Source organism: Nocardia sp. NPDC059154 (assembly GCF_042755705.1).
Classification (GTDB): Bacteria; Actinomycetota; Actinomycetes; order Mycobacteriales; family Mycobacteriaceae; genus Nocardia.
Genome location: NZ_JBHZCS010000073.1, coordinates 24,807 through 49,326, shown reverse-complemented (window position 1 = coordinate 49,326; position 24,520 = coordinate 24,807). Strand labels below are relative to the sequence as shown.

The 24,520-nt window shown below is 71.2% G+C and carries 12 protein-coding genes; 4 read left to right on the top strand and 8 right to left on the bottom strand.

Translation table 11 applies throughout. The features are described 5' to 3' along the window. Positions 1-457 (top strand): glycosyltransferase family 9 protein (locus ACFXN1_RS41765; protein WP_379463889.1); only part of this gene is annotated, 457 nt, incomplete at its 5' end. Between the two features lie 61 nt (positions 458-518). Here ACFXN1_RS41765 and ACFXN1_RS41760 read toward each other — a convergent pair. Together ACFXN1_RS41760 and ACFXN1_RS41755 are read right to left on the bottom strand one after the other, a co-directional pair. Next, on the bottom strand, positions 519-1,451 hold the full coding sequence (locus tag ACFXN1_RS41760) for a DMT family transporter (RefSeq protein WP_379463887.1): 933 nt from the start codon (positions 1,449-1,451) through the stop codon (positions 519-521). A gap of 145 nt (positions 1,452-1,596) precedes the next feature. Then, positions 1,597-1,923, bottom strand: a complete 327-nt coding sequence (locus ACFXN1_RS41755; protein WP_379396513.1) for an ArsR/SmtB family transcription factor — start codon at positions 1,921-1,923, stop codon at positions 1,597-1,599. A gap of 183 nt (positions 1,924-2,106) precedes the next feature. Between ACFXN1_RS41755 and ACFXN1_RS41750 the strand changes: the two genes are divergently transcribed. Together ACFXN1_RS41750 and ACFXN1_RS41745 are read left to right on the top strand one after the other, a co-directional pair. Then, positions 2,107-2,790 (top strand): M23 family metallopeptidase, encoded by a 684-nt coding sequence (locus ACFXN1_RS41750; protein WP_379437443.1) that lies wholly within the window; start codon positions 2,107-2,109, stop codon positions 2,788-2,790. A gap of 184 nt (positions 2,791-2,974) precedes the next feature. Then, positions 2,975-4,033 (top strand): hypothetical protein, encoded by a 1,059-nt coding sequence (locus tag ACFXN1_RS41745; RefSeq protein ID WP_379437445.1) that lies wholly within the window; start codon positions 2,975-2,977, stop codon positions 4,031-4,033. On the opposite strand, the gene ACFXN1_RS41740 is transcribed toward ACFXN1_RS41745, so the two are convergent. Next, positions 3,984-4,310, bottom strand: coding sequence for a hypothetical protein (locus tag ACFXN1_RS41740; RefSeq protein ID WP_040857932.1), 327 nt, complete (start codon positions 4,308-4,310; stop codon positions 3,984-3,986). The two genes, ACFXN1_RS41745 and ACFXN1_RS41740, sit on opposite strands and share 50 nt — an antisense overlap. Positions 4,311-4,505: 195 nt before the next feature. Here ACFXN1_RS41740 and ACFXN1_RS41735 point away from each other — a divergent pair, with 195 nt between their 5' ends. Continuing rightward, on the top strand, positions 4,506-4,841 hold the full coding sequence (locus tag ACFXN1_RS41735) for an RNA polymerase-binding protein RbpA (protein ID WP_379396508.1): 336 nt from the start codon (positions 4,506-4,508) through the stop codon (positions 4,839-4,841). Between the two features lie 163 nt (positions 4,842-5,004). Here the strand turns inward: ACFXN1_RS41735 and ACFXN1_RS41730 are convergent, their stop codons facing one another. The 5 genes from ACFXN1_RS41730 to ACFXN1_RS41710 all read right to left on the bottom strand — a co-directional run bounded on the left by ACFXN1_RS41730 (position 5,005) and on the right by ACFXN1_RS41710 (position 24,458). After that, complete coding sequence (locus tag ACFXN1_RS41730; protein ID WP_379381389.1) at positions 5,005-5,787, bottom strand: ABC transporter permease; 783 nt, start codon at positions 5,785-5,787, stop codon at positions 5,005-5,007. 92 nt (positions 5,788-5,879) lie between these two features. Continuing rightward, positions 5,880-6,872, bottom strand: coding sequence for an ATP-binding cassette domain-containing protein (locus tag ACFXN1_RS41725; protein WP_379437446.1), 993 nt, complete (start codon positions 6,870-6,872; stop codon positions 5,880-5,882). Further along, positions 6,869-20,521: an amino acid adenylation domain-containing protein gene (locus ACFXN1_RS41720; RefSeq protein WP_379463885.1), complete on the bottom strand. Its 13,653-nt coding sequence runs from the start codon at positions 20,519-20,521 to the stop codon at positions 6,869-6,871. Before ACFXN1_RS41720 ends, ACFXN1_RS41725 begins: the two co-directional genes overlap by 4 nt. Before the next feature lie 405 nt (positions 20,522-20,926). Next, positions 20,927-22,873: an apolipoprotein N-acyltransferase gene (lnt, locus tag ACFXN1_RS41715; protein ID WP_379444840.1), complete on the bottom strand. Its 1,947-nt coding sequence runs from the start codon at positions 22,871-22,873 to the stop codon at positions 20,927-20,929. Continuing rightward, positions 22,863-24,458, bottom strand: a complete 1,596-nt coding sequence (locus ACFXN1_RS41710; protein ID WP_379444838.1) for an amidohydrolase — start codon at positions 24,456-24,458, stop codon at positions 22,863-22,865. Before ACFXN1_RS41710 ends, lnt begins: the two co-directional genes overlap by 11 nt. Between the last annotated feature and the right edge of the window lie 62 nt (positions 24,459-24,520).

Below are 24,520 nucleotides of genomic sequence, written 5' to 3'. Positions count from 1 at the left end.
GCTGGTACAGGATCGCGATGTCGTAGTGACCGGTGACGAATCCGAACGCGAGACCGCGCTCGGCGTCGCCACCCGCGCAGGACTCTCATCGGCGCGAGTCCTCGCGGGCCAGCAGAACCTCATCGAACTGGCCGCCACCGTCGCCGAAGCCGCCCTCGTGGTGTGCGGCGACACCGGCGTCGCCCACCTGGCCACCGCCTTCGGCACCCGCACCGTGCTGCTCTTCGGCCCCAACCCGCCCAGCCGCAGCGGCCCGCCCCCGCACCTGCTCGGCCGCCACGCCGTGCTCTGGGCCGGGCAGACCGGCGACCCGGACGCCGGCGACATCGACCCGGGGCTGCTGAAAATCGGGGCGCCCGAGGTCGTCAACGCCGTCGACAAGCAACTGCGCAAACGCCCCTGGCCCGGCACCGGATTGGACCGCCGCACCCAGCAGACCTTCCGGCGGGTGGGGTGAATCCCGCCTTCGGAACTCTGCGGGGCTTCGCCCGGCGAACCCGCTGAGATCGCGCCTGCGGTCATTCCCGCGATTTGGGCGGCCGCACGCTCGCGCGCAACCGCGGACGGCTATTGCGTTGTGTCGCACTGAGAGTCAGCGCCGCCATCACCAGCGCGATGCCCGCGAGTTCGGGGACAGCGGGCCGCTGGGCCAGCGCGACCGCGCCGATGACCGCCGCGGTGGCCGGGAGCAGCGCCAGCAGCAAGGCGAAACGGGCGCGGCCGACCGTGCGCAGGACCACCTGGTCGAGGGCGTAGGGGACGGCACTGGACAGCACGCCGACACCGACGCCCAGCAGCCAGGTCTCCGGGTCCGCGAAAGCGGATGGGGCGAGCACACATTGGCGCGTCACCAGGATCGGGGCCAGCAGGAGTGCGGCGGCGGCCATGCCGACGGCCAGGGCGTCCAGGCCCGAACCCGCGTCGGCGACCCGCTTGCCCAGCAGGATGTAGCCCGCCCACAGCGCGGCCGCCAGCAAGGCGAACGCGACGCCGCCGGCCGGCCGGGCATCCGAGGAGACGCCCGCCAGCAGGAAGACACCGGCGACCACCAGGGCGACCGTGAGGAGATCGCGGGGCCGGCGCGACCCGAGAGTGGCCACCGCGACCGGTCCCAGGAATTCGATGGCGACCGCCGTGCCGAGCGGGATCCGCGCGATCGCCTCGTAGAAGGCGATATTCATGCCCAGGGTCACCACGCCGAACCCGGCGGCCACCCCGATCGAGCGGCGCGTCCAGCGCCCGTGCCAGGGCCGCCGCCACGCCAGCAGGGCGACACCCGCGGCCGCCGCACGCAGCAAGGCCACGGTCGCGGGTTCGACCGTGCCGAACAGATGGACGCCGATCGCCGCGCCGAGATACTGCGAGACGCCGCCCGCGATGAAGATCAGCGGCACCGACCAGCCGGGTAGCACTGTCCGGCGCGGACTTTCGACAACGACGGACGTACCCACCCCGCCACCGTAACGCCCGCCCGCCCGGGGCCTCGGCGATCCAGCCGTACGCGCCCTGCTGACTGCTCCCGACTCCGGTCCGCTCCCGCAGCCTCGCGTCTACTCGTGCGACCCCGGCCTGTTCCGGCCGCGTCCAGCCTGCCCGCTACGAGGAGGGGGGTTCGGTCTGCGCGCTGGACAAGGCCGCGGAGTAGGCGGCCAGGGCGCTGGGCCAGAACTGTTCGAGATAGTCACGCGCATCGGCCAGCCCGCGCGGGTCCAGGGAGTAGAGACGGCGGTTGCCCTGCGGCCGCATCATCACCAGGCGCGCCTCACGCAGCACCTTCAGATGCTGGGAGATTGCCGAACTGGTGACGCCCAGGGCCTCGGCGAGTTCACCCACCGATTTCGGGCCCTGCGGAAGGGCTTCGAACACCGCTCGGCGAGTACCGTCGGCGAGCGCGCTCAACACCCGCACTCCATTAGCGACCACTTAAGCAGAGTGCCCGCACCGCCCTCCCGGGGTCAATTCGCCGGCAAACCCCGGAGGCCGACGTCATCCACGCATTACCCGCGTGTCGTTATCGTCTCGTAATACTCGAACTGGACTTTTGGCGCACTGTGACGGTCGCAACCCGGCTTCTTAACGACACCCGGGTTCTCGTACGGTCGATCAATGCCCGTAACCGTTCCGTTATCTCGCCTGCATGGAACCTGCCGGTACCGCTCGGCCGCGACCCGCGCCGCAGCCGTCACCGCGGTCGTCGGCGCCACCCTGACCGCGCCGGCCGCCACCGACCCGCACGCCACACACGTGCTCCCGGGCGACTCCGTGGCAAATGCCGCCCAGATCGACGGCACCTTCACCGCCTTCACCCCGCGCGAGGCGCAGAAGCCGCAGGTGGTGCCGCAGCCGGTGCTCGACTTCCTCGACGGCCTGCACGCCGAGCAGGCCCGCCCCAGGACCGTGCGCCCGGTCGCCGGTCCGCTCACCTCCGGCTTCGGCATCCGCTGGGGCGCCATGCACGCCGGTATCGACTTCGGCGAGGGCTTCGGCGCGCCGATCCACGCCGTCACCGACGGCACCGTCATCGACGCGGGGCCCGCCTCCGGGTTCGGTCTCTGGGTGCGGGTGCTGCAGGACGACGGCACCATCGGCGTCTACGGCCACATGCAGGACATCCTGGTCCAGGTGGGCCAGCAGTTGCGCGCCGGCGACGTACTCGCCACCGTCGGCAGCCGCGGCTACTCCACCGGACCGCACCTGCACTACGAGGTGCACACCGGCGGCGGCGCGCCCGTCGATCCGCTGCCCTACCTGGCCGGGCGCGGCATGGACGTCGGCATCCCCGTCGACTGACCCCACCGCTCATCCGGGCGCCCGCTGAAAGGTGCACGGATCGGTTGCGCGACAACGGCGTTCGCAGCCCTCGCAGAACAGCCCCGGCTCATACCGCCGGGGCTGTTCTCATACCCGGGTACTACGTGCCGACCCCACCGCCGGGGGACGTGGCGGGCGGCCGCACGGACCTAGCGTCACCGTCATGACCACGCTCGATCGTCCGCCGCTCGCGCCGTTCACCCCCGCCGTCCCCGCTCGCCGGCTGCACCGCCCCCTGGTCGTCACCACCGCGGCCATGGCGGCCCTGGCCGTGTTCTCCCTGGGCGCCATGGCCTTCGACGACCGCATGCTGCTGGGCGAATCGGTGTGGCTCAAACCGCTCAAGTTCGCTGTCGCCATGGTCCTCTACTGCGGCACCCTGGCCTGGCTGGTGTCGTTCCCGCACCGCGGGCAGCGGCTGACCTGGTGGATGGGCGCCGTCTTCGCCACCACCGCCATCGTCGACGTCGGCTTCGTGGTGGTGCAGGCCGCGCGCGGCACCTTCAGCCACTTCAACACCCAGCACGACGCGGTCAACACCATCGGCCAGTGGGTGTTCATGACCGGCGTGCCCGGACTGTTCCTCGCGAATCTGGTGATCGCGGTGACCCTTTCGTGGCAGCGCGTCACCGACCGGCCCACCTCGCTGGCCATCCGCGCGGGCCTGGGCATCGCGGTGTTCGGCATGGCGCTGGGCTACACCATGGGCTTCAGCGGCGAGCAGCAGACCACCGACGCCTACGGGCACCCGGTCCGGCTGGGCGCGGGACACACCTTCGTCAGCGGGCAGCCCGCCGTCCGCGACGGTGTCGAGGGCATGCCGATCACGCACTGGAGCACCGCGGGCGGCGACATGCGGATCGCGCATTTCGCGGGTCTGCACGGCATTCAACTGCTCATCGTCGCGGCCATCGTGCTGGCCCGCCTCGCCCCTGCGGTGACATGGCTGCGCACCGAGCGCACCCGCACCCGGCTGATCGGGGTGCTGGCGCTCGGTTACACCGCTCTGGTGGCGCTGCTGATGTGGCAGGCGCTGCGCGGGCAGCCGGTGACCCGGCCCGACGGTGAAACCCTCACCGCCCTCGGCCTTGTCGCCGCCGTCACCGCGCTCGGCATCGGCCTCGTCTACGCCCTGAGCGTGCGCGCCCTGCCCGCCGGCCGCCACGCCGCGGTCAGCGCAGCCGTTCCGCCTCGCGCGTCAACGCCACCAATGTCGCGGTGAGATCGGCGAGTTCGATCATCTCGGCGCCCTCCGCGACCGCCGTGGCCACGTCCTCGGCGGCGCAGCGGGCGGCGAACCAGCGATCGGACAGGTCCGAGACCTCCTGGGCACTGAGCACCACCGAATCCTCGGGAATGCCGGTGCCCTTCACGCTGTTTCGATGTTCGTACGCCCGCTGGCGACACGATTGCCGGCAGTACCGCCGGCGGCGTCCGATCTCCGATTCGGCGATCTCCCGCCCGCACCATTGGCAGCAGGACAGCACGCGTCGAGACATGGTCCGTCACATTAGCGGTTTGCGGCCGCGACCGGGCGGAAGGGCACGCCGCGACGGAGTGGGCGCGCCGGACGAGTAGGATGGCAGGGTTCTCCCACGGGAACCGACACGTGCGCGGCTGCGTTGACAGTAGGTAGCGCAGCTGCAGAAACACTGATGTAGAACATTGCCGACAGGCGAGAAGGGACCGCACTCATGGCAGATCGCGTACTCCGGGGGTCTCGGCTCGGAGCGGTGAGCTACGAGACCGACCGCGACCACGACCTGGCGCCGCGTCGGATGGCGCGGTACCGCACCGACAACGGCGAGGAATTCGACGTTCCCTTCGCCGACGACGCCGAAATCCCGCCGACCTGGCTGTGCCGCAACGGCCAGGAGGGCATCCTGCTCGAGGGCACCACTCAGGAGCCCAAGAAGGTCAAGCCGCCCCGCACCCACTGGGACATGCTGCTGGAGCGTCGCAGCAAGGAGGAGCTCGAAGAGCTCCTGCAGGAGCGCATGGACCTGCTCAAGACCCGCCGCCGCGGCTGAGCACAGCGACAAAACGGGAAGGGCCCCGCACCACACCGGTGCGGGGCCCTTCCCGTGCCTGGGGTCAGCCCGGTGAGCCGTAGTAGGCGGCAAGGAGATTGGCGGCAGGCACTGCCGTGGGTGGCGTCGAAGAGGGAGCGGTCGGCGCGCTGCCCGCGCCGGCTCAGTGGCTGGCCACCTTCCGGTACTGCAGCAGGGCGATCGGCACCGAGATGGCCAGGATGGCCAGCGAACAGTAGACGGAGTATTCGACGCAGTGGTCGGCGGGCCAGCCGGTGGCCGGTTTGAACGACGGCGGGGAGCCGTTGTCGAAGAGCTTGCGCCCGGCCGCCGACACCGCGGTGATCGGATTCCAGGCGGCGACGGTGCGCAGCGGGCCGGGCAGCGTCTCCCCGGAGATGAATGCCGAGGAGATGAAGGTCAGCGGGAACAGCCAGATGAGACCGGCACTCTGGGCCACCTCGACGCTGGGCGACATGAGCCCGGTGATCGCCCCGACCCATGACATGGCGAACGCGAACAGCAGGATCACCCCGAACGCCAGCACCGCGTCGATGATCGACCCGTTGATCCGCCAGCCGACGACGTACCCGCAGACCACCATGACCGCCAGCGCCAGAATGTTGACCACCAGGTCCGACAGGGTGCGGCCCATCAGCACCGCCAGCCGCGACATGGGCAGCGTGCGCATCCGGTCGATGATGCCCTTGTGCAGGTCGTTGGCCAGGCCGACGGTGGTGAACGCGGCATTGAAAGCGACTGTCTGCGTGAAGATTCCGGCGAGCAGGAACTCCCGGTACTGACTGCCGCCCAGGGACGCACCGAAGATGTAGGCGAACAGGAACACGAACATCAGCGGCTGGATGGTGGCCGTCACCAGCAGGGTGGGCACCCGCAGGATGGTCAGCAGGTTGCGGTAGGCCACGATCGCCGAGTCGCGCACCACCCGGGGTAGCAGCATGAGGGGTCCCTCGATGCGGGGACGGCCCTGTTCCTCCTCGGGTGGCGCGGGAGCTTCCGGTTCGGCGGGGAGGGTCGTCACGACAGGATCTCCTCTTGGACAGACTCGGGGGCGGGGACATCCGGCTTGCGTTCGCCGGGTTTGCCGGTGAGGGAAAGGAATACGTCGTCGAGGGTGGGCCGGTCCACGACGGCGTCGACCACGTGCACCCCGGCGTCGTCGAGGCGGCGCAGCGCCTCCACCATGGTGCGGCTGCCGTCGCCGACCACCACGGTGACCGTGTCGGCGCCCTCGTCGAATTCGGCTTCGCCGATGCCCACCTCACCCAGCACCTGCTGTGCGGGGGCGGGATCCTGGCCGGGCGCGAGGGTGACGGTGAGCTTGTCGCCGCCGATGGAGGTCTTCAGTTCGTCGGCCGACCCGCGGGCGATGACCCGCCCGCGGTCGATGACGGTGATGCGGTCGGCGAGGAGGTCGGCCTCCTCCAGGTACTGGGTGGTGAGCAGCACGGTGGTGCCGTCGTCGACGAGTTCGCCGATGACCCGCCACATGTCGAGGCGCCCGCGCGGATCCAGGCCGGTGGTCGGCTCGTCCAGCACGACCACCGGGGGCCGGCACACCAACGCCCCCGCCAGGTCCAGCCGGCGGGCCATACCGCCGGAGTAGGTGCCCGCCCGCCGCCCGGCCGCGTGGTCGAGGCCGAGGGCGGTGAGCAGTTCGGTGGCGCGTTCGGCGGCCCGCTTGTGGTTCATGCCGTACAGCCGGGCCACCATGCGCAGGTTCTCGAATCCGGACAGGTTGGCGTCGATGGCCGCGTACTGGCCCGACAGGCCGATCCGGGTGCGAACGCGGGCCGGATGCTTCAGCACGTCCACTCCCGCGACGTGCACCGAGCCCGCGCTCGGGCGGAGCAGGGTGGTGACGATGCGGACCGTGGTGGTCTTGCCCGCGCCGTTGGGCCCGAGCAGCCCCATCACCGTGCCGGACGGGATCTCGAGATCGATACCGTCCAGCACCCGCACCTTGCCGTAATACTTCACCAGCCCTTGGACTTCCACGGCCAGACTCATCGCATACCCTCCCGCCGGGCTCGGATGGCTGCCAGCTGATCCCGCAACACCGGCCCGATGACGGCGAGGGATTCGGGCGTTGTCATGCCGGCGTGCGTGCAGCGCACCAACTGGTCGTGCACCGTGCCGGTGACGTAGGGCTGCCAGGCCGCGGCACAGCGGTCCGGGTCGGCCCGGTTGATCTCGTCGTCGGCGGCGGTGAAGAACAGCAGATCACCGTCGAAGACGCGGGGCCGGAACCCGTGCGCCTGCGCCGCGCCGTTCTCGTATCCGGTGTAGAGCCGTTCCAGGTGCTCGACGGTGAGCGCCGCGAACGGCCCGGATCGCCCGCGGAGCAGTTCGGCCGCCTCGGTGAGCGTCATGCGCGAATCGATGTCGGCGTCACCGCCGAGCAGGTCGGAACCGAATTCGGCGACCACGGCCGCCACCGACGGCACCGCCTCCTCGAGCCACCGGTCCGACAGCTGGTAGCTGTCCATCATGGCCAGCAACGTGACCTCGTCACCGGCCTCCTGCAGCTGCACGGCAATCTCGTGGGCGATGAGCCCGCCCAGCGACCAGCCCAGCACCTGGTAGGGGCCGGTGGGCTGCACCGACTTCATGTGCGCCACATAGTGTTTCGCGGCCTCGGCGATGGTGTGGTGACTGTCCTCGCCGGCCACGTGCGGGGCCTGCAGGCCGTACACGGGCCGCTCCTGCGGCAGATGCGACAGCAGCCCGGCGAAGCACCAGGACAGGCCGATGGCCGGATGCACGCAGAACAGCGGCGGCACACCGGAATCGGCGGCCGGACGCAGCGGCAGCACCGCGCCCAGGGCCGCGGTCAGCGCGGCGCCCGCGTCGCCCTCGGCGGCGGCGAGCCGCCCGGCGATGGCGGCCGGGGTGGATTCGCCGAACATGGCCTGTACCGGCAGGTCGATGCCGCCCGCCCGCAGCTGGGCCACCACCTTGGTGGCCAGCAGCGAGTTGCCGCCGAGTTCGAAGAACCCGTCGTCGGCGCCGACCTGTTCGACGCCCAGCACGTCGGCGAAGGCGGCACACAGTGCCTCCTCCAGCGGGGTGGCGGGGGCCCGGTAGCCCTCGCGGGCCGCGAACACCGGTTCCGGCAACGCCTTCCGGTCGAGCTTGCCGACCGGGGACAGCGGCACCCGGTCCAGCAGCATGATCGACTGCGGGACCATGTAGTTGGGCACCAATTCGGCCACGTGCGCGGTCAGCTCGGCGGTGGTGGGCGCGGTTCCGGTGCGCGGCTTCACATACGACACCAGCGCGGTGGAGCCGGCCGGGGTGCGGTGCCCGATGGTGGTGGCGAACTCCACCTCCGGGTGCTTGGCCAGCGCCGCGTCGATCTCGCCGAGTTCGATGCGGAAGCCGCGGATCTTGACCTGGTGGTCGGTGCGGCCGACGTACTCCAGATCCTGTGCGCCGCCCGCGCTTTCGAGCCAGCGGACCAGGTCGCCGGTGCGGTACATGCGCTCACCGGGCTTGCCGAACGGGTTGGCCACGAAGCGCTGTGCGGTCAGGCCGGGGCGGCGCAGGTAGCCGCGCGCCAGCGCCGCGCCGGCCAGGTGCAGTTCACCGGTGACCCCGGCCGGGGCCGGGTGCAGGCGCGCGTCGAGCACGGTCGCGCCGACCCCGCGGATGGGCCCGCCGATGCTGATCTGCCCGCCGGGTGTCATGGGGTGCGAGATCACCGTGACGATGGTGGTCTCCGTCGGCCCGTACACGTTGTAGAGCCTGCGGCCCGGGGCCCACCGGCTGACCAAGTCCGGGGGCAGCGCCTCACCGCCGACCAGCACGTGCCGCAGTGCGGTCACGCCGGCCGGATCGACGGTGCCCAGCGCCGAGGTGGTGATGAAGGCGTGGGTGATGCCCTCCTCGATGAACACCTGCCCCAGTTCCTGCCCGCCGACCACACCCTGCGGGCTGATCACCAGGGTGGCGGCCCCGCCGAGAGCGAGCAGCAGGTCCAGCATGGCCGCGTCGAAACTCGGTGTGGCGAAGTGCAGGACCCGGCAATCGGGGCCGACGTCGAAGCGCTGCGCGGTCTCGGCGGCGAAGTTGGACAGGCCGCCGTGGGTGACGACCACGCCCTTGGGGATGCCGGTGGAGCCGGAGGTGTAGATGACGTAGGCCGGGTTGTGCATGCGCAGCGGCACGATGCGTTCGGCGTCGCGGATCGGCGCGTCGGAGGTGGCGAGCACCCGCCGCCGGAACGACGGCGCGTCCAGCATCGTCCAGTTGGCCCCGTCGGGCATGCGCTCCCGATAGCCGGACAGCGTGATGCCCACGGCCGCACCGGAATCCAGCAGCATGTGGCTGATGCGCTGCTCCGGATAGTTCGGGTCGACGGGCACGAACGCGCCACCGGCCTTGGCGATGGCCAGCATCACCGCCACCGATTCGGCCGAACGCGGAATCCCCATGGCGACCAGGGTTTCCGGGCCCACGCCGTAGCCGATGAGCACCCGGGCCAGCCGGTTGGTCCAGCGGTCCAGAGCGTCGTAGGAGATCTGGGTGCCACCCGAGCGGACCGCGATGCCCGACCGGTTGAGGTTGACCGCGGCCTCGAACACCTCGGGGAAGGTGATGGGCAGGCCGGGTTCGGTGCCGCGGACCGGCGCCAGCGCCGACCATTCGGCCGAGTCCAGCACGTCCAGATCGCCGACGGCGGTGGCCGGATGCGTGGCGGCCGCGGCCAGCAGCCGCACGAACCGCTGTGCCAGCCGCTGCGCCGTCGCCGCCTCGAACAGGTCGGAGGCATAGTTCACCGACACCGTGATGCCGTCGGGTTCGCGGCGTGGCGTCCAGGATTCGGTGAGGGTGAACTGCAGGTCGAACTTGGCGATGCCCGGGTCGGCGTCGTCGGCCTCGATGCGCATGGCCGGCAGCTCCAGCACCCGCGCGGGCTGGTTCTGTACCGACAGCATGACCTGGAACATCGGGTGATGTGCCTGGGAGCGCACCGGATTCAGCACCTCGACCAGGCGCTCGAACGGCACGTCGGCGTGGGCGAAGGCCTCCAGATCGGTGTCGCGGACCGCGCGCAGCAGGTCGCCGAACGCGGCGCCGCCGTCGATGCGGGTGCGCAGCACCAGGGTGCCGACGAACATGCCGACCAGGCGGTCCAGCGCCGGATGTCCGCGTCCCGCAATGGGTGTGCCGACCGTGATGTCGTCGTCGTGCGTCAGCCGATGCAGCAGTGCGACGAGTGCCGCGTGCAGCACCATGAACATGGTGACGCCGTGTTCGGCGGCCAGCGCCTGCAATTCGCGGTGGGTGAAGGCGTCGAGCTTGCACTCCACCGTGCCGCCCCGGTAGGTCGGCACCGGCGGCCGCGGCCGGTCGGCGGGAACGGAGAGCCGTTCCGGGATGCCGTCGAGGGCGCGCCGCCAGTAGTCGAGCTGGCGGCTGATCACCGAGTCCGGATCGTCCTCGCGGCCCAGCACATCCTGCTGCCACAGCGTGTAATCGGCGTACTGGATGGGCAGTTCGGGCCATTCCGGGGTCTGCTTGCCGGTGTGCGCCCGGTAGGCGGCGGCCACATCGGCGGCCAGCGGCTGCAGCGACCAGCCGTCCATGGCGATGTGGTGCACGACCAGCACCAGCACGTGCTCGGTCTTGCTGCCGGCCAGGCGCAGCAGGGCCGCGCGCACCGGCACGCTGGTGGCCAGGTCGAAACCGCCGGCGGTGACGCGGCGGATCTCGCCGGGCACCTCGTCCGCGCCGACCGTCCGTACCGGCAGGCCGACCGCCCCCTCACCCGGCTCCAGGATCCGCTGGCAGGGTTCGCCGTCGATCTCCGGGAAGACGGTGCGCAGGGTCTCGTGCCGGTCCTGTACGGCGTGCAGGGCCGCGCGCAGTGCCGGGATGTCCAGCTCACCGTGCAGGCGCAGGGCGACCGGAACGTTGTAGGCGCCCAGCGCTTCTCCGTGCTCGCCGGCGTTGAACTTCTCCAGGAACCACAGCCGCCGCTGGGCCGCGGAGAGCGGGATCCGCGCGGGCCGGGTGCGCCGGCGCGGTTCCGGTCGCAGATCCGCCGAGGAAGATCCGGCGTCCAGGGCCGCGGCGAGTCCGGCCACGGTGGGCGCGGCGAAGACCGACCGCACCTCCAGCCGCACCCCGGTGACGGTGGCCAGCCGGGCCACCAATTGGGTGGCCAGCAGCGAGTTTCCGCCGACCTCGAAGAAGCTGTCGTCCGCGCCCAGGGCCTCGGCGCCGACCAGCTCCCCCATCACCTCGGCGACCAGGCGCTCGGTGTCGGTCTCCGGTACCCGCGAGACCCCGGCGACGACGGCCGTGGGTTGCGGCAGCGCGTCGCGGTCGAGCTTGCCGACCGGGGTGAGCGGAATGTGGTCGAGCAGGGCGAGGGCGCTGGGCACCATGTGCGCCGGCAGGTGCTCGGCGCAGTGCGCGCGCAGCTCCTCGAGATCGGGCGCGGCGGCGTGGTCCATGGGCAGCACGAACGACACGATGCGGCGTGCGCCCGCGATCTCGCGAACCTCGGTGTGGGAGAAGCGGATTGCGCGGTGGGCGGTGAGCACGCCGTCGATCTCGCCCAGCTCGATACGGAAACCGCGCAGCTTCACCTGGTGGTCGCTGCGGCCCAGGTAGACGATGTCACCGTCGCCGGTCCAGCGCACCACATCGCCGGTGCGGTAGAGGCGCGAGCCCTCCGGGCCGTACGGGTCCGCGACGAACCGGGCGGCGGTGAGATCGAACCGCTCGAAATAGCCGCGCGCACAACCCTGTCCGCCGATGTACAGCTCGCCGGGCACGCCGACCGGGACCGGGCGCAGGCGCTCGTCCAGGACCACGGCGCGGGCGCCACGGACCAGGTTGCCGATGGTGATGGGCTCGCCGACCCGCAGCGGCGAGGAGATGGTGACCACGATGGTGGTCTCCGTCGGGCCGTACACGTTGAACATCAGGCGGCCGGGGGCCCAGCGCGCCACCAGTTCCGGTCCCACGGCCTCGCCGCCGACCATGATCGCGCGCAGGTGCGGCAGCGGCCAGCGGTCCCGGTCGATGGTCGCCAGCGCGGCCGGGGTCATGAAGGTGTGGCTGACCTGTTCGCGTTCCATGAGCTCGGCCAGTTCGTCGCCGCCGTACACGTCGGGCGGGACGATGACCATGGTCGCGCCCGCGCAGATCGCGAACAGCAGGTCGTAGACGGAGGCGTCGAAGCTCGGGGACGAGAAGTGCATGATCCGCGAGTCCCGGTCGACCCGCCCGCGCTCACGGACCTCGTCGGCGAAATTGGACAGGCCGCCGTGGGTGACGGCCACGCCCTTGGGTTTTCCGGTCGAGCCGGAGGTGTAGATGAGGTACGCCAGATCCGTGGTCCACAGGGTGCCGGTGCGCTCGGCATCGGTGATCGGCCCGTCGTCGAGGATCTCGAGTTCGTCGAGCAGTACGGCGTCGTCGAGCAGCAGCCACTCCACGCTGTCGGCGCCGCCGGCGGCGTGCAGCCGGTCGGCGTGCTCGGTCATGCTGACGCCCACCCGGCAGCCGGCGTCGGCGAGCATGTGCTGCACCCGGTCCGCCGGATAGTTGGGGTCCACCGGCACGAACGCCGCACCGCACTTGGTGACGGCCAGCGCGGTCAGCACCGACTCCACCGACCGGGTCAGGCCCAGCGCGACCCGGTCACCCGGACCCAGGCCGCGGTGGATCAGGGCCCGCGCCAAGCGGTTCGAATACACGTCGGATTCCAGGTAGGTGAGCTCGGTGTCGTCGAGTCGCAGGAACACCCGGTCGGCATGGAGGTGCGCGGTGGCCGTGAAGTAGGCGGCCAGGCTGCACTGCGGCTCCGGCGCGGGGCCCCAGGCCGGGGTGAGCATGTCGTGCTCGAGTTCGGTGCGCGCGTCGATGTCACGCACGCGCATGTGCGCGTCGGTGGTGACGGCGCCGAATACCTTGACCAGGCGCTCGGCCAGGACACCGACCGTCGACTGGTCGAAAAGCTCGGCGGCGTAGACGAATTCGAAGGCCCGCTGGTCCTCGCCCGCGCCGGGCAGCACCCGCAGCTCCAGATCGAACTTGGCCAGCGCGATATCGAGTTCCTCGGCCTGCAGCGACAATCCGGGCAGCCGCAGCGCGGGCACCGGGGTGTCCTGCACCGTCAGCGCGACCTGCAGCAGCGGGCTCGCGCCGTAGCGGCGCTGCCCCGCGTCCGCGGACTGCAGTTCCTCCACGACCCGCTCGTAGGGCACCTCGGCGTGCGCCATGGCGGCCAGTTCGGTGTCGCGGTCGGCCTGCAGCAGTTCGGCGAAGCTGCGGTCGGGGTCCACATCCGAGCGCAGGATCAGCGTGTTGACGAACATGCCGACCAGATCGTCGAGACGGGTGTCGGTGCGCCCCGCCACCGGCGTGCCGACGATCACGTCGCGGCCGCCGGTGACCACGCGCAGCAGCACGGCCAGCGTGGAGCGCAGCACCATGAACAGGCTGACGCCGTGTGCCCGGGCGACCTCGGCGAGCCTGCGCTGCACGGCTTCGGGCACCTCGAACCGCACCGATCCGGCCCGCTGGGTGGGTTCGGCCGGGCGGGGCCGGTCGTAGGGCAGCGGTAGTTCCCCGGGCAGCTCGGCCAGCGCGGTACGCCAGTAGTCCAGCTGGGTGGCGGCGGCGCTCTCGGCGTCGTCCTCCGTGCCGAGAATCTCGCGCTGCCACAGGCTGAAGTCGGCGTACTGCACCGGCAGCGGCGTCCAGGTGGGCGCCGCGCCGCCGTGGCGGGCGGTGTAGGCGATGGCCAGGTCCCGGGTCAGCGGGCCCAGCGACCAGCCGTCGGCGGCGATGTGGTGCAGCGCGATGCCGAGCAGGTGCCGGCGGGTTCCGGTGCGCAGCAAGGTCATTCGCAGCGGGATCTCGCGGGTCAGGTCGAAGCCGCGGCGCGCCAGCGAGCGCAGGGCGTGGCGCGCGCCGACCTCGTCGGTCTCGACCACGTCCAGCACCGGCAGGCACCGTGCGGTGTCCAGCACGACCTGGTAGGCGCCCTGGGCGTCCTCCGGGAAGACGGTGCGCAGCACCTCGTGCCGCTCCGCCACGTCGGCCAGCGCCGCCCGCAACGCGTCGATGTCCGGATCGCCATCGATCCGCAGCACGAATGCGATGTTGTAAGCGCTGGATTCGGGGGAATATCTGTTGAGGAACCACAGTCGCTGCTGCGGCAACGACAGTGGCACGCGCTCCGGGCGCGGCGTATGCACAGCCAGCGCTACACGCTCGGCCCGGGGCGCTTCCGCCAGCCGTGCGGCCACCCCGGCCACCGTCGGCAGCTCGAAGATGTCGCGCACCGGCAGCTCCACCCCGAACTCGCTGTGCAGGGCCGAGGTCAGGCGGGTGGCCAGCAGCGAGTTGCCGCCGATCTCGAAGAAGTTGTCGTCCGCGCCCGGCGTGAGGCCGCCCAGCACACTGCCGAAGACCAGCGCGACCTGTTGCTCCAGTTCGGTTTCCGGGGCGCGGGTGGGCGCGGCGGCCACGAACTCCGGTGCGGGTAGCGCCTTGCGGTCCAGCTTGCCGGTCGGGGAGACCGGTACGGCATCGAGCACGGTGAGCGCGGCGGGCACCATGTAACCCGGCAGCCGTCCGCGCGCGGTCTCGAGCACCGCGGCCGGGTCGATGTCGGTGTCGGCGGTGAGATAGGCCACCAGACGCGGGATTCCGCGCTCGTCGTGGTGAACGACGGTGAGCGCGAAGGTGACTCCGGGATGCGCGGCCAGCACGTGGTCGATCTCGCGCAGTTCGATGCGGAAGCCGCGGATCTTGATCTGGTCGTCGGCCCGGCCCAGGAAGCGCAGCTGTCCCGCCCGGTCGGCGACCACGAGATCGCCGGTGCGGTACATGCGTTCGCCGCGCCGCCCGTGCGGGTTGGCCGGGAATTGCTGCGCGGTCAGGCCGTGCCGGCCCAGGTAGCCGCGGGCCAGGCCCGGACCGGACAGGTACAGCTCGCCCGCCACGCCCGGCGGCACCGGGTGCAGGCGGCCGTCGAGCACGAACAGCCGCATACCGCGCACGGGCCCGCCGATCGGCACCGGTTGCCCCGCGAGCATGGGCCCGGTGGCGGTGGCGGCGACGGTGGCCTCGGAGGGGCCGTACATGTTGTGCATGCGCCGCGGCGGGCGGCCGGGCCGGGAATCCGGTGCGGTCCAGACCTCGACGAGGTCCTCGGGGCAGGCCTCGCCGCCGACGATGACGGCCTCCAGCTCCGGTAGGTCGGCGGCGGGCACGGTGGCCAGGGCGGCGGGCGTGACGAAGGCGTGCGTCACGTGCTCCTCGCGCAGGATGCCCGCCAGCTCGGCGCCGCCGAAGACGCCCGCGGGCACCACCACGATGGTGGCCCCGGCCGCGAAACCGAGCAGCAGCTCCAGCACCGACGCATCGAAGCTGGGCGACGAGAAGTGCAGGGTGCGAGCCGAATCGGTGACCTTGAACAGGTGCATCTGCTCGTGCGCCAGCGAGGCGATGCCCGCATTGGTGACCACCACGGCCTTGGGCTTGCCGGTGGAACCGGAGGTGTAGATCAGGTAGGCCGGGCCGCCGATGCGCAGCGGGTGGTGCCGGTCCGCGTCGGTGACCGGGGTGTCGGGGAACTGCGCGCACTCCTGCGTGAGCTGCTCGGAGCCGAGCAGCAGCCAGTCGACGTAGCTCTTGCGGTGGCGGCCCCGATTGCCGGGCCAGGTGGTCGGCATGTTCTCGCGCCGTTCGGCATTGGTGAGGCCGAGCATGGCGCCGGAGTCGGCGAGCATGTGGGCGATGCGGTCGGCCGGATAGTCGGGGTCGACGGGCACGTACGCGGCACCGGTCTTGGCCACCGCCCACACCGCGAGGATGCTCTCCAGGCTGCGCGGCAGCGCGATCGCCACCACCACCTCCGGGCCCGCGCCGTGCTCGATCAGCACCCGCGCCAGGCGGTTCGAGCGTTCGTCGAGCTCCCGGTAGGTGGTGTCGACGCCGAGGTAGCGGACCGCGACCGCGTCCGGCACCCGCTCGGCGGTGTCGCTGAGCAGCCGGGCCAGGGTGATGCTGGGCACGGCGGGGGAACCGACGATGGGCACCAGCTTCGCGATCTCCCGGACGTCCAGCAGCGGCAGGTCGCCGACCGGGGTGGACGGGTCGGCGACCGCGGCGGCCAGGAGCGCGCCGAAGCGCCGCGCGATGGCCTCCACCGTGACCCGGTCGAAAACGTCGGCGGCATAACCGAATTCGGCGGTGAATCCGGCGTCCTCGGCGGGGATGCCGGCGGGTTCCTGGACGGTCAGCTGCAGATCGAACTTGGCGATGTCGGTGGCCAGGGGCACCACCTCGGTCTCCACGCCGGGCAGGTCGACATCCAACTCGGGGTTGCTGTCGTAGGACAGCATCACCTGGAACAGCGGGTGGCGGGCGGCGGAGCGCTCGGGATTGACCACCTCGACGAGCCGCTCGAACGGTACGTCGGCATTGGCGAAGGCATTGAGGTCGGTTTCGCGGACCTCGGCGAGCATGCGGTCGAAGCCGGCGGCCGGGTCCACCCGGGTGCGCAGCACGAGGGTGTTGACGAACATGCCGACCAGATCGTCGAGCGCCGGATCGCTGCGCCCGGCGATCGGCGTGCCGATCACGATGTCGGTGGTGTTGCACAGGCGTGCGAGCACCGCGGCCAGCGCGGCGTGCAGGACCATGAAGGTGCTGACCCCGCGTGCGGCGGCAACGCTGGCGAGGGCCCGGCGCGTCTGCGCGGAGATGTCGAACTCGACGGTGCCGCCGGCGGTGCTGCGGTGCCGCGGGCGGGGGCGGTCCAGCGGCAGGTCCAGCTGGTCGGGCAGGTCGGCGAGCGCGGCGCGCCAGAAGGCGAGCTGCCGGGCGAGGGCGCTGGCCGGGTCGGCCTCGTCGCCGAGCAGTTCCCGTTGCCACAGTGCAAAATCCGCGTACTGCACCGGCAGCGGCGTCCATCGCGGCGCCGCGCCCCGGGCGCGGGCCGCGACCGCGGTGATGATGTCGCGGCTCAGCGGGGCGGTGGACCAGCCGTCGCCGCTGATGTGGTGCAGCACCACCAGGAACAGGTGGGTGTCGGGCCCGATGGCGTACAGCGCCACCCGGACCGGGGCCTGGCTGCGCAGATCGAAGCCGTACCCGGCGAATTCGCTCGCCAGCGCGACCGCGTCCTCGCCGGTGGCGTCGATGGGATCGAGGGTGAGCGGGATCTCCGAGGCCGGGTGCACCAGCTGGCAGGGCCCGTCGGGGGTGTCGGGGAAGGTGGTGCGCAGGCTCTCGTGCCGTTCCAGCACATCCACCAGGCCGGCCCGCAGCGCCGGAATATCCAGGGGCCCGGTCAGTTTCACCGCGAAGGCCATGTTGTAGGCCGCCGCGTGCTCGGCGAACCGGTTGAGGATCCACAGCCGCTGCTGGGCCAGCGACAGCGGAAGCTGTTGCGGCCGTTGCCCGGCCACCAGTTTCGGGGAGGTGTTCTCCGGCTCCTCGGCCGAGAGCCGGGTGGCCAGCGCGGTGACGGTGGACGTCTCGAACAGATCGCGGATGGTGAGCGACGCGCCGAGGGCCGCGTTCACGCGCGCGACCGCCCGGGCGGCGGTCAGCGAGTTGCCGCCCAGGTCGAAGAAGCTGTCCTCGACGTCGAATTCGTCGGTGCCGAGCACCTCGGCGAAGATGCCGGTGAGCTGGTGTTCCATGGCGGTGCGCGGGGCGGCGACGGGCCGGGCCGGGCGGCGGGCGCCCGCATCGGGTGCGGGCAGCGCCTTGCGGTCCACCTTGCCGTTGGCGCTGAGCGGTAGTTCGTCCAGCACCATGAGGTACGACGGCACCATGTAGCTGGGCAGGGTCCGGCGCAACGTGGCGGTGAGGTCGGACGCGTCGAGGTCGCCGACGCCGGGGGCGGCCACGACGTAGGCGATGAGCTCGTCCCCGCTACGGCCGCGGCGGGCCACGCACACGGCGCGCGCGACGCGGGCGTCGGCCAGCAGGACGGCCTCGATCTCGCCGAGTTCGATGCGCAGGCCGCGCACCTTGATCTGGAAGTCGCTGCGCCCCAGGTATTCCAGGACGCCGGCGGTGCCGGTGCCACGCCAGCGCACCAGGTCACCGGTGCGGTACATGCGGGCGCCGGGGGTGAACGGGTTGGCCACGAAACGGTCGGCCGTGAGGGCGCCACGGCCCACATAGCCCCGGGCCAGCTGCACGCCGGCCAGGTACAGCTCGCCCACGACGCCCGGGGCGACCGGTTGGAGCCGGGCGTCGAGCACATAGGTGCGGGTGTTCCAGATGGGCGAGCCGATCGGGACGTCGGTGCTGCCCGGAGTGCAGTGCCAGGCGGTGACGTCGACGGCGGCCTCGGTGGGGCCGTACAGGTTGTGTAGCTGCGGCGCGTCGGGGCCGCTGCCGAGGGCGGCGTGGAAATCGGCGACGGTGGCGGCGGGCAGCGCCTCACCCGAGCAGAAGACCCGCGACAGTCCGGTGCAGCCCCGCACATCGGTGTCGGTGAGGAACACCGACAGCATGGACGGCACGAAATGCGCTGTGGTGACGCCCTTCTCGGCGATGATGCGGGCCAGATACGCGGGATCGCGGTGCCCGTCGGGGGCGGCGATGACCAGGCGGGCCCCGATCTGCAAGGGCCAGAAGAACTCCCACACCGAGACGTCGAAGGTGGCGGGGGTCTTCTGCAGCACCACGTCGGAGGAGTCGAGCGGGTAGGCATCCTGCATCCAGCGCAGCCGGTTCACGATGGCGGCGTGGGTGACGCCGACGCCCTTGGGCGTGCCGGTGGAACCGGAGGTGAAGATGACGTACGCGAGGTGGTCGGAACGCAGCGGCGCGGTCCGATCGGTATCGGTGACCGGGCGGCCCGGGTGCCGCCACACATCCGCGGTGTCGATGTCGAATCGCGGTGCGGTGCCGGGCAGGTCGAGCCTGTCGCGCGACGCGGTGAGCACGCACAGCGGCCGGGCCTGGTCGAGGATGGCCCCGATGCGGTCGGCCGGGTGGTCCGGGTCGATGGGCAGGTAGGCGGCGCCCGCCTTGACGATGGCGTACATGCCGACCAGCAGGTCGAGGCTGCGCCGGACGGCCAGGCCGACCAGGGTGTCGGGTCCCGCGCCGCGCGCGATGAGTTCGCGGGCCAGCCGGTTGGTGCGCTCGTCGAAGGCGGCGTAGGTGAGGGTCTCGCCCTCGAACTCGAGCGCGACCTGATCGGCGGAGGCGGCGGCCCGGTCGGCGAACAGCCCGGCCAGGGTGCCCTCCTGGCGGGCCACCTGGGTCGAATTCCATTCGTGCAGCACGCGTTCGCGTTCCGGATCGGTGAGTACCGCCATGTCGGCGACGGGTGTCTCCGGGTCGGCGGACACGAAGCGGGCCAGGTAATCCAGCAGCCGGGCGTGGTGCGCGGCGAGTTCGGCATCGCTGTAGAGGCGCGGGTTGGCCTCGAAGTCGATGTGGATGCGATCGCCGAGACCGTTGTACAGGTTGATCGACAGGTCCTCGACCGGGCCGGTGGACAGCACGTTGATGGCACCCATCAGGCTGCCGAACTTCAGCTCGCTGTGGAAGAGCATGAGGTTGACCATGGGGCCGAAGAAGCCGCGGGCGTCGCGCGAATAGCCACAGTCCCGGCGGATGTCGTCGCTGCGATAGCGCTGGTGGCGCAGGGCGCCGGTGATCTGCAGCTCGACCGCGCGCACGGTGTCGGCGACGGTGTGGGTGTCGGTGAACTGCACGCGGATGGGCACCACGTTCGAGACCACACCGCTGGAGCGGCGCAGCGCCACGGTGGTGCGCGCGGACACCGGCAGGCTCAGCACCACGTCCTGGGTGCCGGTGACGGCCCGCACGTAACCGGCCAGGGCGGCCACGAACAGCGCGGAGCTGTTGGAGCCGAACGCGGTCGCGGCGGCCTCGACGGCGGCCTGGGCGTCATCGGCGAGCACCCCGGTCGCGCTGCGGCGGCCGGCGTCGGACACCGCGGGCAGCATTCCGTTGCTGGACAGGGTGATCGGCTCGCCGGCGCCGTCGAGCTGCTGGCGCCAGTAGTCGCTGTCGGTGACGAAGCGGCTGGTCTCCCGGTAGCGGTTCTCGTCGGAGTAGATGCTGGCCAGCGGGGTGGCCCGGGAGTCCGCCGGCTCGTCGTGGGCTTCGAGGGCCGTATAGATCTCTGCGGCGCGGGTGGTGGCGTTCATGGCGCCGTAGCCGTCGATGACGATGTGGTGGCCGCGGCTGTACCAGATCCAGTCCGAGTCGCCGACCCGTAGCACCACATTGGTGGTGAGCGGATCGCGTTCGATGTCGATGGGCGAGCTGGCGTGCTCGTTCATCCAGGCGAGGGCCGCGGTGCGCGGGTCGGTCTCGGCCCGCAGGTCGTAGCGGGCCCAGCCGGGCCGCCGGTGGTAGTCCACCAGCTGGTGCGGCACCCCGTCGATCTCGAGCAGGCGCACGTGGCCGACTTGGCTCTCGGCGCCGTAGCGCTCGATGGCGTACAGCAGGCGGCCGACGTCAAGGTCGCCGTGAATCTCGACGTATTGCGCGATGGTGAGGGGGATATCGGGCCGGATGCGCTGGGCGTACCAGAGAGCCGACTGCGCGGGAGAGAGCGTGAAAGGTTGAGCCGAGAATTCACCCGAAGAACATTGGTCGACACGGTCGGTGGCCAATGAACTCATCAAAAAACTCCGTTCTGCCGCTGTAGACGCAACTCCCCGAGCCCCGAAAATCGATCACGGTCCGCCCCGATGGCCCGGCGATCGCGCGCATGCGCGAGCCGTAGGACGTGATCCACGTCCTATGATTCGGAGCATCCCGCCGAGCGGATCGGTGGTGATCTCGAGTTGTCCGCAACGAACGGGCGTTGACGGCGCGAAGATTAAGTTCAGTTACCCCATAGCAAACCTCGCTAGGATCGCTTAACTCGCCTAAGGAAACCGCACGACCACAGACAGACCGGAGACTCCAACAAGCCATGGCAACGAACTGGCGAAAATGTCTCGCCGACGCGGGACGGCCCTCTCACACGTGCCCGCGGGTAATACGCCGGAAAAGCCTCCGGGATCAGATCCGGTCGATCGGAGTCACGCGCGCAGTGCCCGACGCCGGATCAGCGCTGCCGCAGTGGCAGCAGCGGCCAGGATACACACGATCGCCTCGGGCGCGGGCCCGAAACGAGTGGCAAATGTCGTATTGTTCCGCAACGGCAACGTCGCTACCAGCGCCGCAGGTTCGAATTGCGGTGTCTGCTGCCGGATCACGCCGTCGGCGGTGATCATGGCGCTGACACCGGTGGTTACCGAGACCACCACCGCGCGCCCGTGTTCCACCGCGCGCACCCGCGACATGGCGAGCTGCTGATAGGTCATCTCGCTGCGGCCGAAGGTGGCGTTGTTGGACGGGACCGCGAGCAGCTGCGCGCCCGCGCGCACGGACTCCTCGAAGGCGCGGTCGAAGACCACCTCGTAGCAGGTGGCCACGCCGATGGCGACCGGTGCGCCACCGGTGAACGGCTGGGCGTGCACGACGCCGTCGCCCGTACCGGGGACGAAATAGCCTGCGCGGTCCGCGTATTCGGAGAAGTGCCGGAAGAAGTTGCGGTACGGGAGGTATTCGCCGAAGGGCTGGATGATCTTCTTGTCGTGCCGCTCCCCCGGTCCGGCGTCGCCGTTCCAGACGATGACCGAGTTGGTGGTGGTGCGGTCGTCGTTGACGAGCACCGCGCCGACCAGGATGGGGGCCTTCACATCCTTGGACACCTGCGAGATCTCCTGGGCCGCATCGGCATTGCGCAGCGGATCGATATCGGAGGAGTTCTCCGGCCAGATCACCACGTCCGGTTGCGAGGCCCGGCCGGCCGCGATGTCGCGGGCCAGTTCCTCGGTGCGCTTGACGTGATTGTCGAGAACCGCGCGGCGCTGGGCATTGAAGTCCAGGCCCAGGCGCGGCACGCTGCCCTGGATGGCGGCGACCGTGATCGGCCGGTTGCCGTCCTCCGGGCCGGGCAGCGCGGTCCGGAGGATCACTCCGGTGAGGGGAACTATAGCCACAAGCATTGCCGCAGCAACAATCCGGTTCCAGGATGTGGGACGGATAGCCCCCGATCTGGGAGAATCCGAGGTGGCCGCGACCGGCTCACCGCTATCCTCCGCAGCCGATGCGAAAAAGCGCAGCAAACTCACCGCGAACCACGCCAGCCCGGTGCCGGTGAGCGCCACCGCGAAGCTCACCAGCGGCGCGCCACCCACCATCGCGAAGGGCAGATACCACCCGTCGGCCTGACCGAAAGCCAGTTTCCCCCAAGGGAACCCGCCGAAGGGGAAGCTGGCCCGCGCCCACTCGGTCAGTGACCACACCGTCGCCACCCACAGCGGCCATCCGGGCAGCGTCGCCACCCACCGCGTCAGCAGCCCGAACAAACCGACATACAGGGCGCACACGGTCGACAGGGCGAGCCACGGCACGGGACCGACATAGATCCCGGTCCACGGCAGCAGCGGCAGGAAGAACGCCAGCCCGGCCACGAACCCGAATCCGAATCCTCCACGTGCCCGGCAGGTTCCGCGCACGGCGAGGGTCAGCACGGCGATCCCGACCGGAGCCAGGTACCACAGCGTCCGGGGCGGGAAGCTCGCGTACAGCAGCAGCCCGGCCACCGCCGCGGCCGGCAACCGCGTCAGCCGCGGGCGTGCCGTCGCTACCGCGATGGCTCGGGCCGCCACCCCTGGCCGGGACTCCGGCGCAGACCCGACCCCGGCCCGCGCGACCGTCGAAATGCTGCCGCCCTCATCGGCTTTCGATGCCGCGCCGACGGCGCGATCCTCGTCATACTCGGCCCCTGCGGTCGCCACGGGATCGGGGCCCTCGTCGGCGGTCCCAGAGGCAGTGTCCATATCGCCGGCCGATGATCCCGATCCGGTCCGTGCTTCGGCGCCGGGATCGTTGGTCTCGGGAGGTCCGGGATCCGGCATGGCCGCTCCGGTGGAACCCTGTGCGGCGGTGCGGTTCTCGGAGTCGGGCTCAGGCTTCATGAATGGCGACTCCGCGGTGCACGGTGCGCAGGCAGCGCGGCAGGGTGGCGGCCGGGGTGAGGGGCGGGAGGCCGGGGACGCGGGAGCGGGGGTCGGTGGACCAGCGCTGCACGGTATCCGCGGCGGCCGCGACGACGAGCTCGCGGGCGTCCCAGATGGCATAGGAGGCAGGGGCGCCCGGGACGAGGGTGCCGGCGACACCGTCGCGGACGCCGCCCGCGCGCCAGGCGCCGCGAGTGGCCGCGGCGAAGGCGGCCCGTGGCGAGATCTGATGGCCCGGAGTGCGGTGGTTGACCGCGGCGCGGATGGCCTCCCACGGGTTCAGGGCGGTGACCGGCGCGTCGGAGCCGATGGCGAGGGAGATACCCGCGGCGGCCATGGCGGCGAACGGGTTGAGGGTGGCGGCGCGTCCGGCGCCGAGGCGGGTGGCGTACATGCCGTCCGGGCCGCCCCAGGCGGCGTCGAATCCCGGTTGGACACTGGCGATCACGCCCCAGGCGGCGAGTTTCCCGATCTGGTCGGCGGTCATCATCTCGGCGTGTTCCAGGCGGTGCCCGCGGGAGGCGACGGCCGGGCCGCCGAGTTCGCCCACGACCCGCTCGAATCCGGCGACGACCGCGTCCATGGCGGCGTCGCCGATGACGTGGAAGCCGGTCTGGAGGCCGGCCTCGGTGCACGCGAGCACGTGCGCGGCGATGGCCTCGGTGTCGAGGTAGGAGGTGCCGGTGGTGTCGCGGTCGGCATAGGGTTCGCGCAGCCACGCGGTGTGCGAGCCGAGCGCCCCGTCCACGAACAGGTCGCCGCCGAGGGCGTGCACGCCGAGTTCCTTGACCAGGGTGCGGGCTTCGTCGGCGGTGCGCACGGCCTGTCCCCAGTAGGCGCGCACCTCGACACCGTGCCCGAACTCGAGGAGTTCCCGCACGTCGTCGGCGCCGGAGATCTCGGTTCCCGCGCATTCGTGCACGGCCACAACGCCATTGGCGGCCGCCGCGTCCAGCGCGACCTGCCGGGCGGCATCCCGCTGTGCCCGGTTCAGTGCGCCCAGCGCGGCCCCGCGCACGCGATGGTGGGCGTCCGCGCGCAGCGGCTCACCGCGGGTGAACCCGGTCGCCTCGGTGATTCCGGGTACCGCGTCCAGCAGTGCGGTGGAGGCCACCGCCGAATGCGCGTCCACGCGAGCCAGATACACCTGGCGTCCCGGCGCGGCGGCGTCGATCTCCTCGCGTGTGGGCGGCCGTCCGCCGGCCCAGGTGGTCTCGTCCCAGCCCTCGCCGAGGATCACCCCGTCCGGGTGCACGGCGGCGAACTCCCGCACCAGCTGCAGGCATTCCTCCAACGAACGGGCCTGTGCCAGATCGAGTCCCGTCAGCGTCAGCCCCAGCCCGGTCACGTGCACGTGCGGATCCACGAACCCGGGCGCCACGAACGCCCCGTCCAGCTCGATGATCTCGGCGTCCGGATGCAATGCCCGCCCCGGCTTGTCCAGCCCCACCCACACCACGGTCCCGTCACTGACGGCCATGGCCGTCGCGTCAGGATTGCTCGAACTGTAGATACGACCGCCGACAAGCAACTGGGTACTCACGGGTCTCCAGTCTGCCCGACGCGGCTGCCACACTCACAACCGCACTGCGCACCAAAGACCGC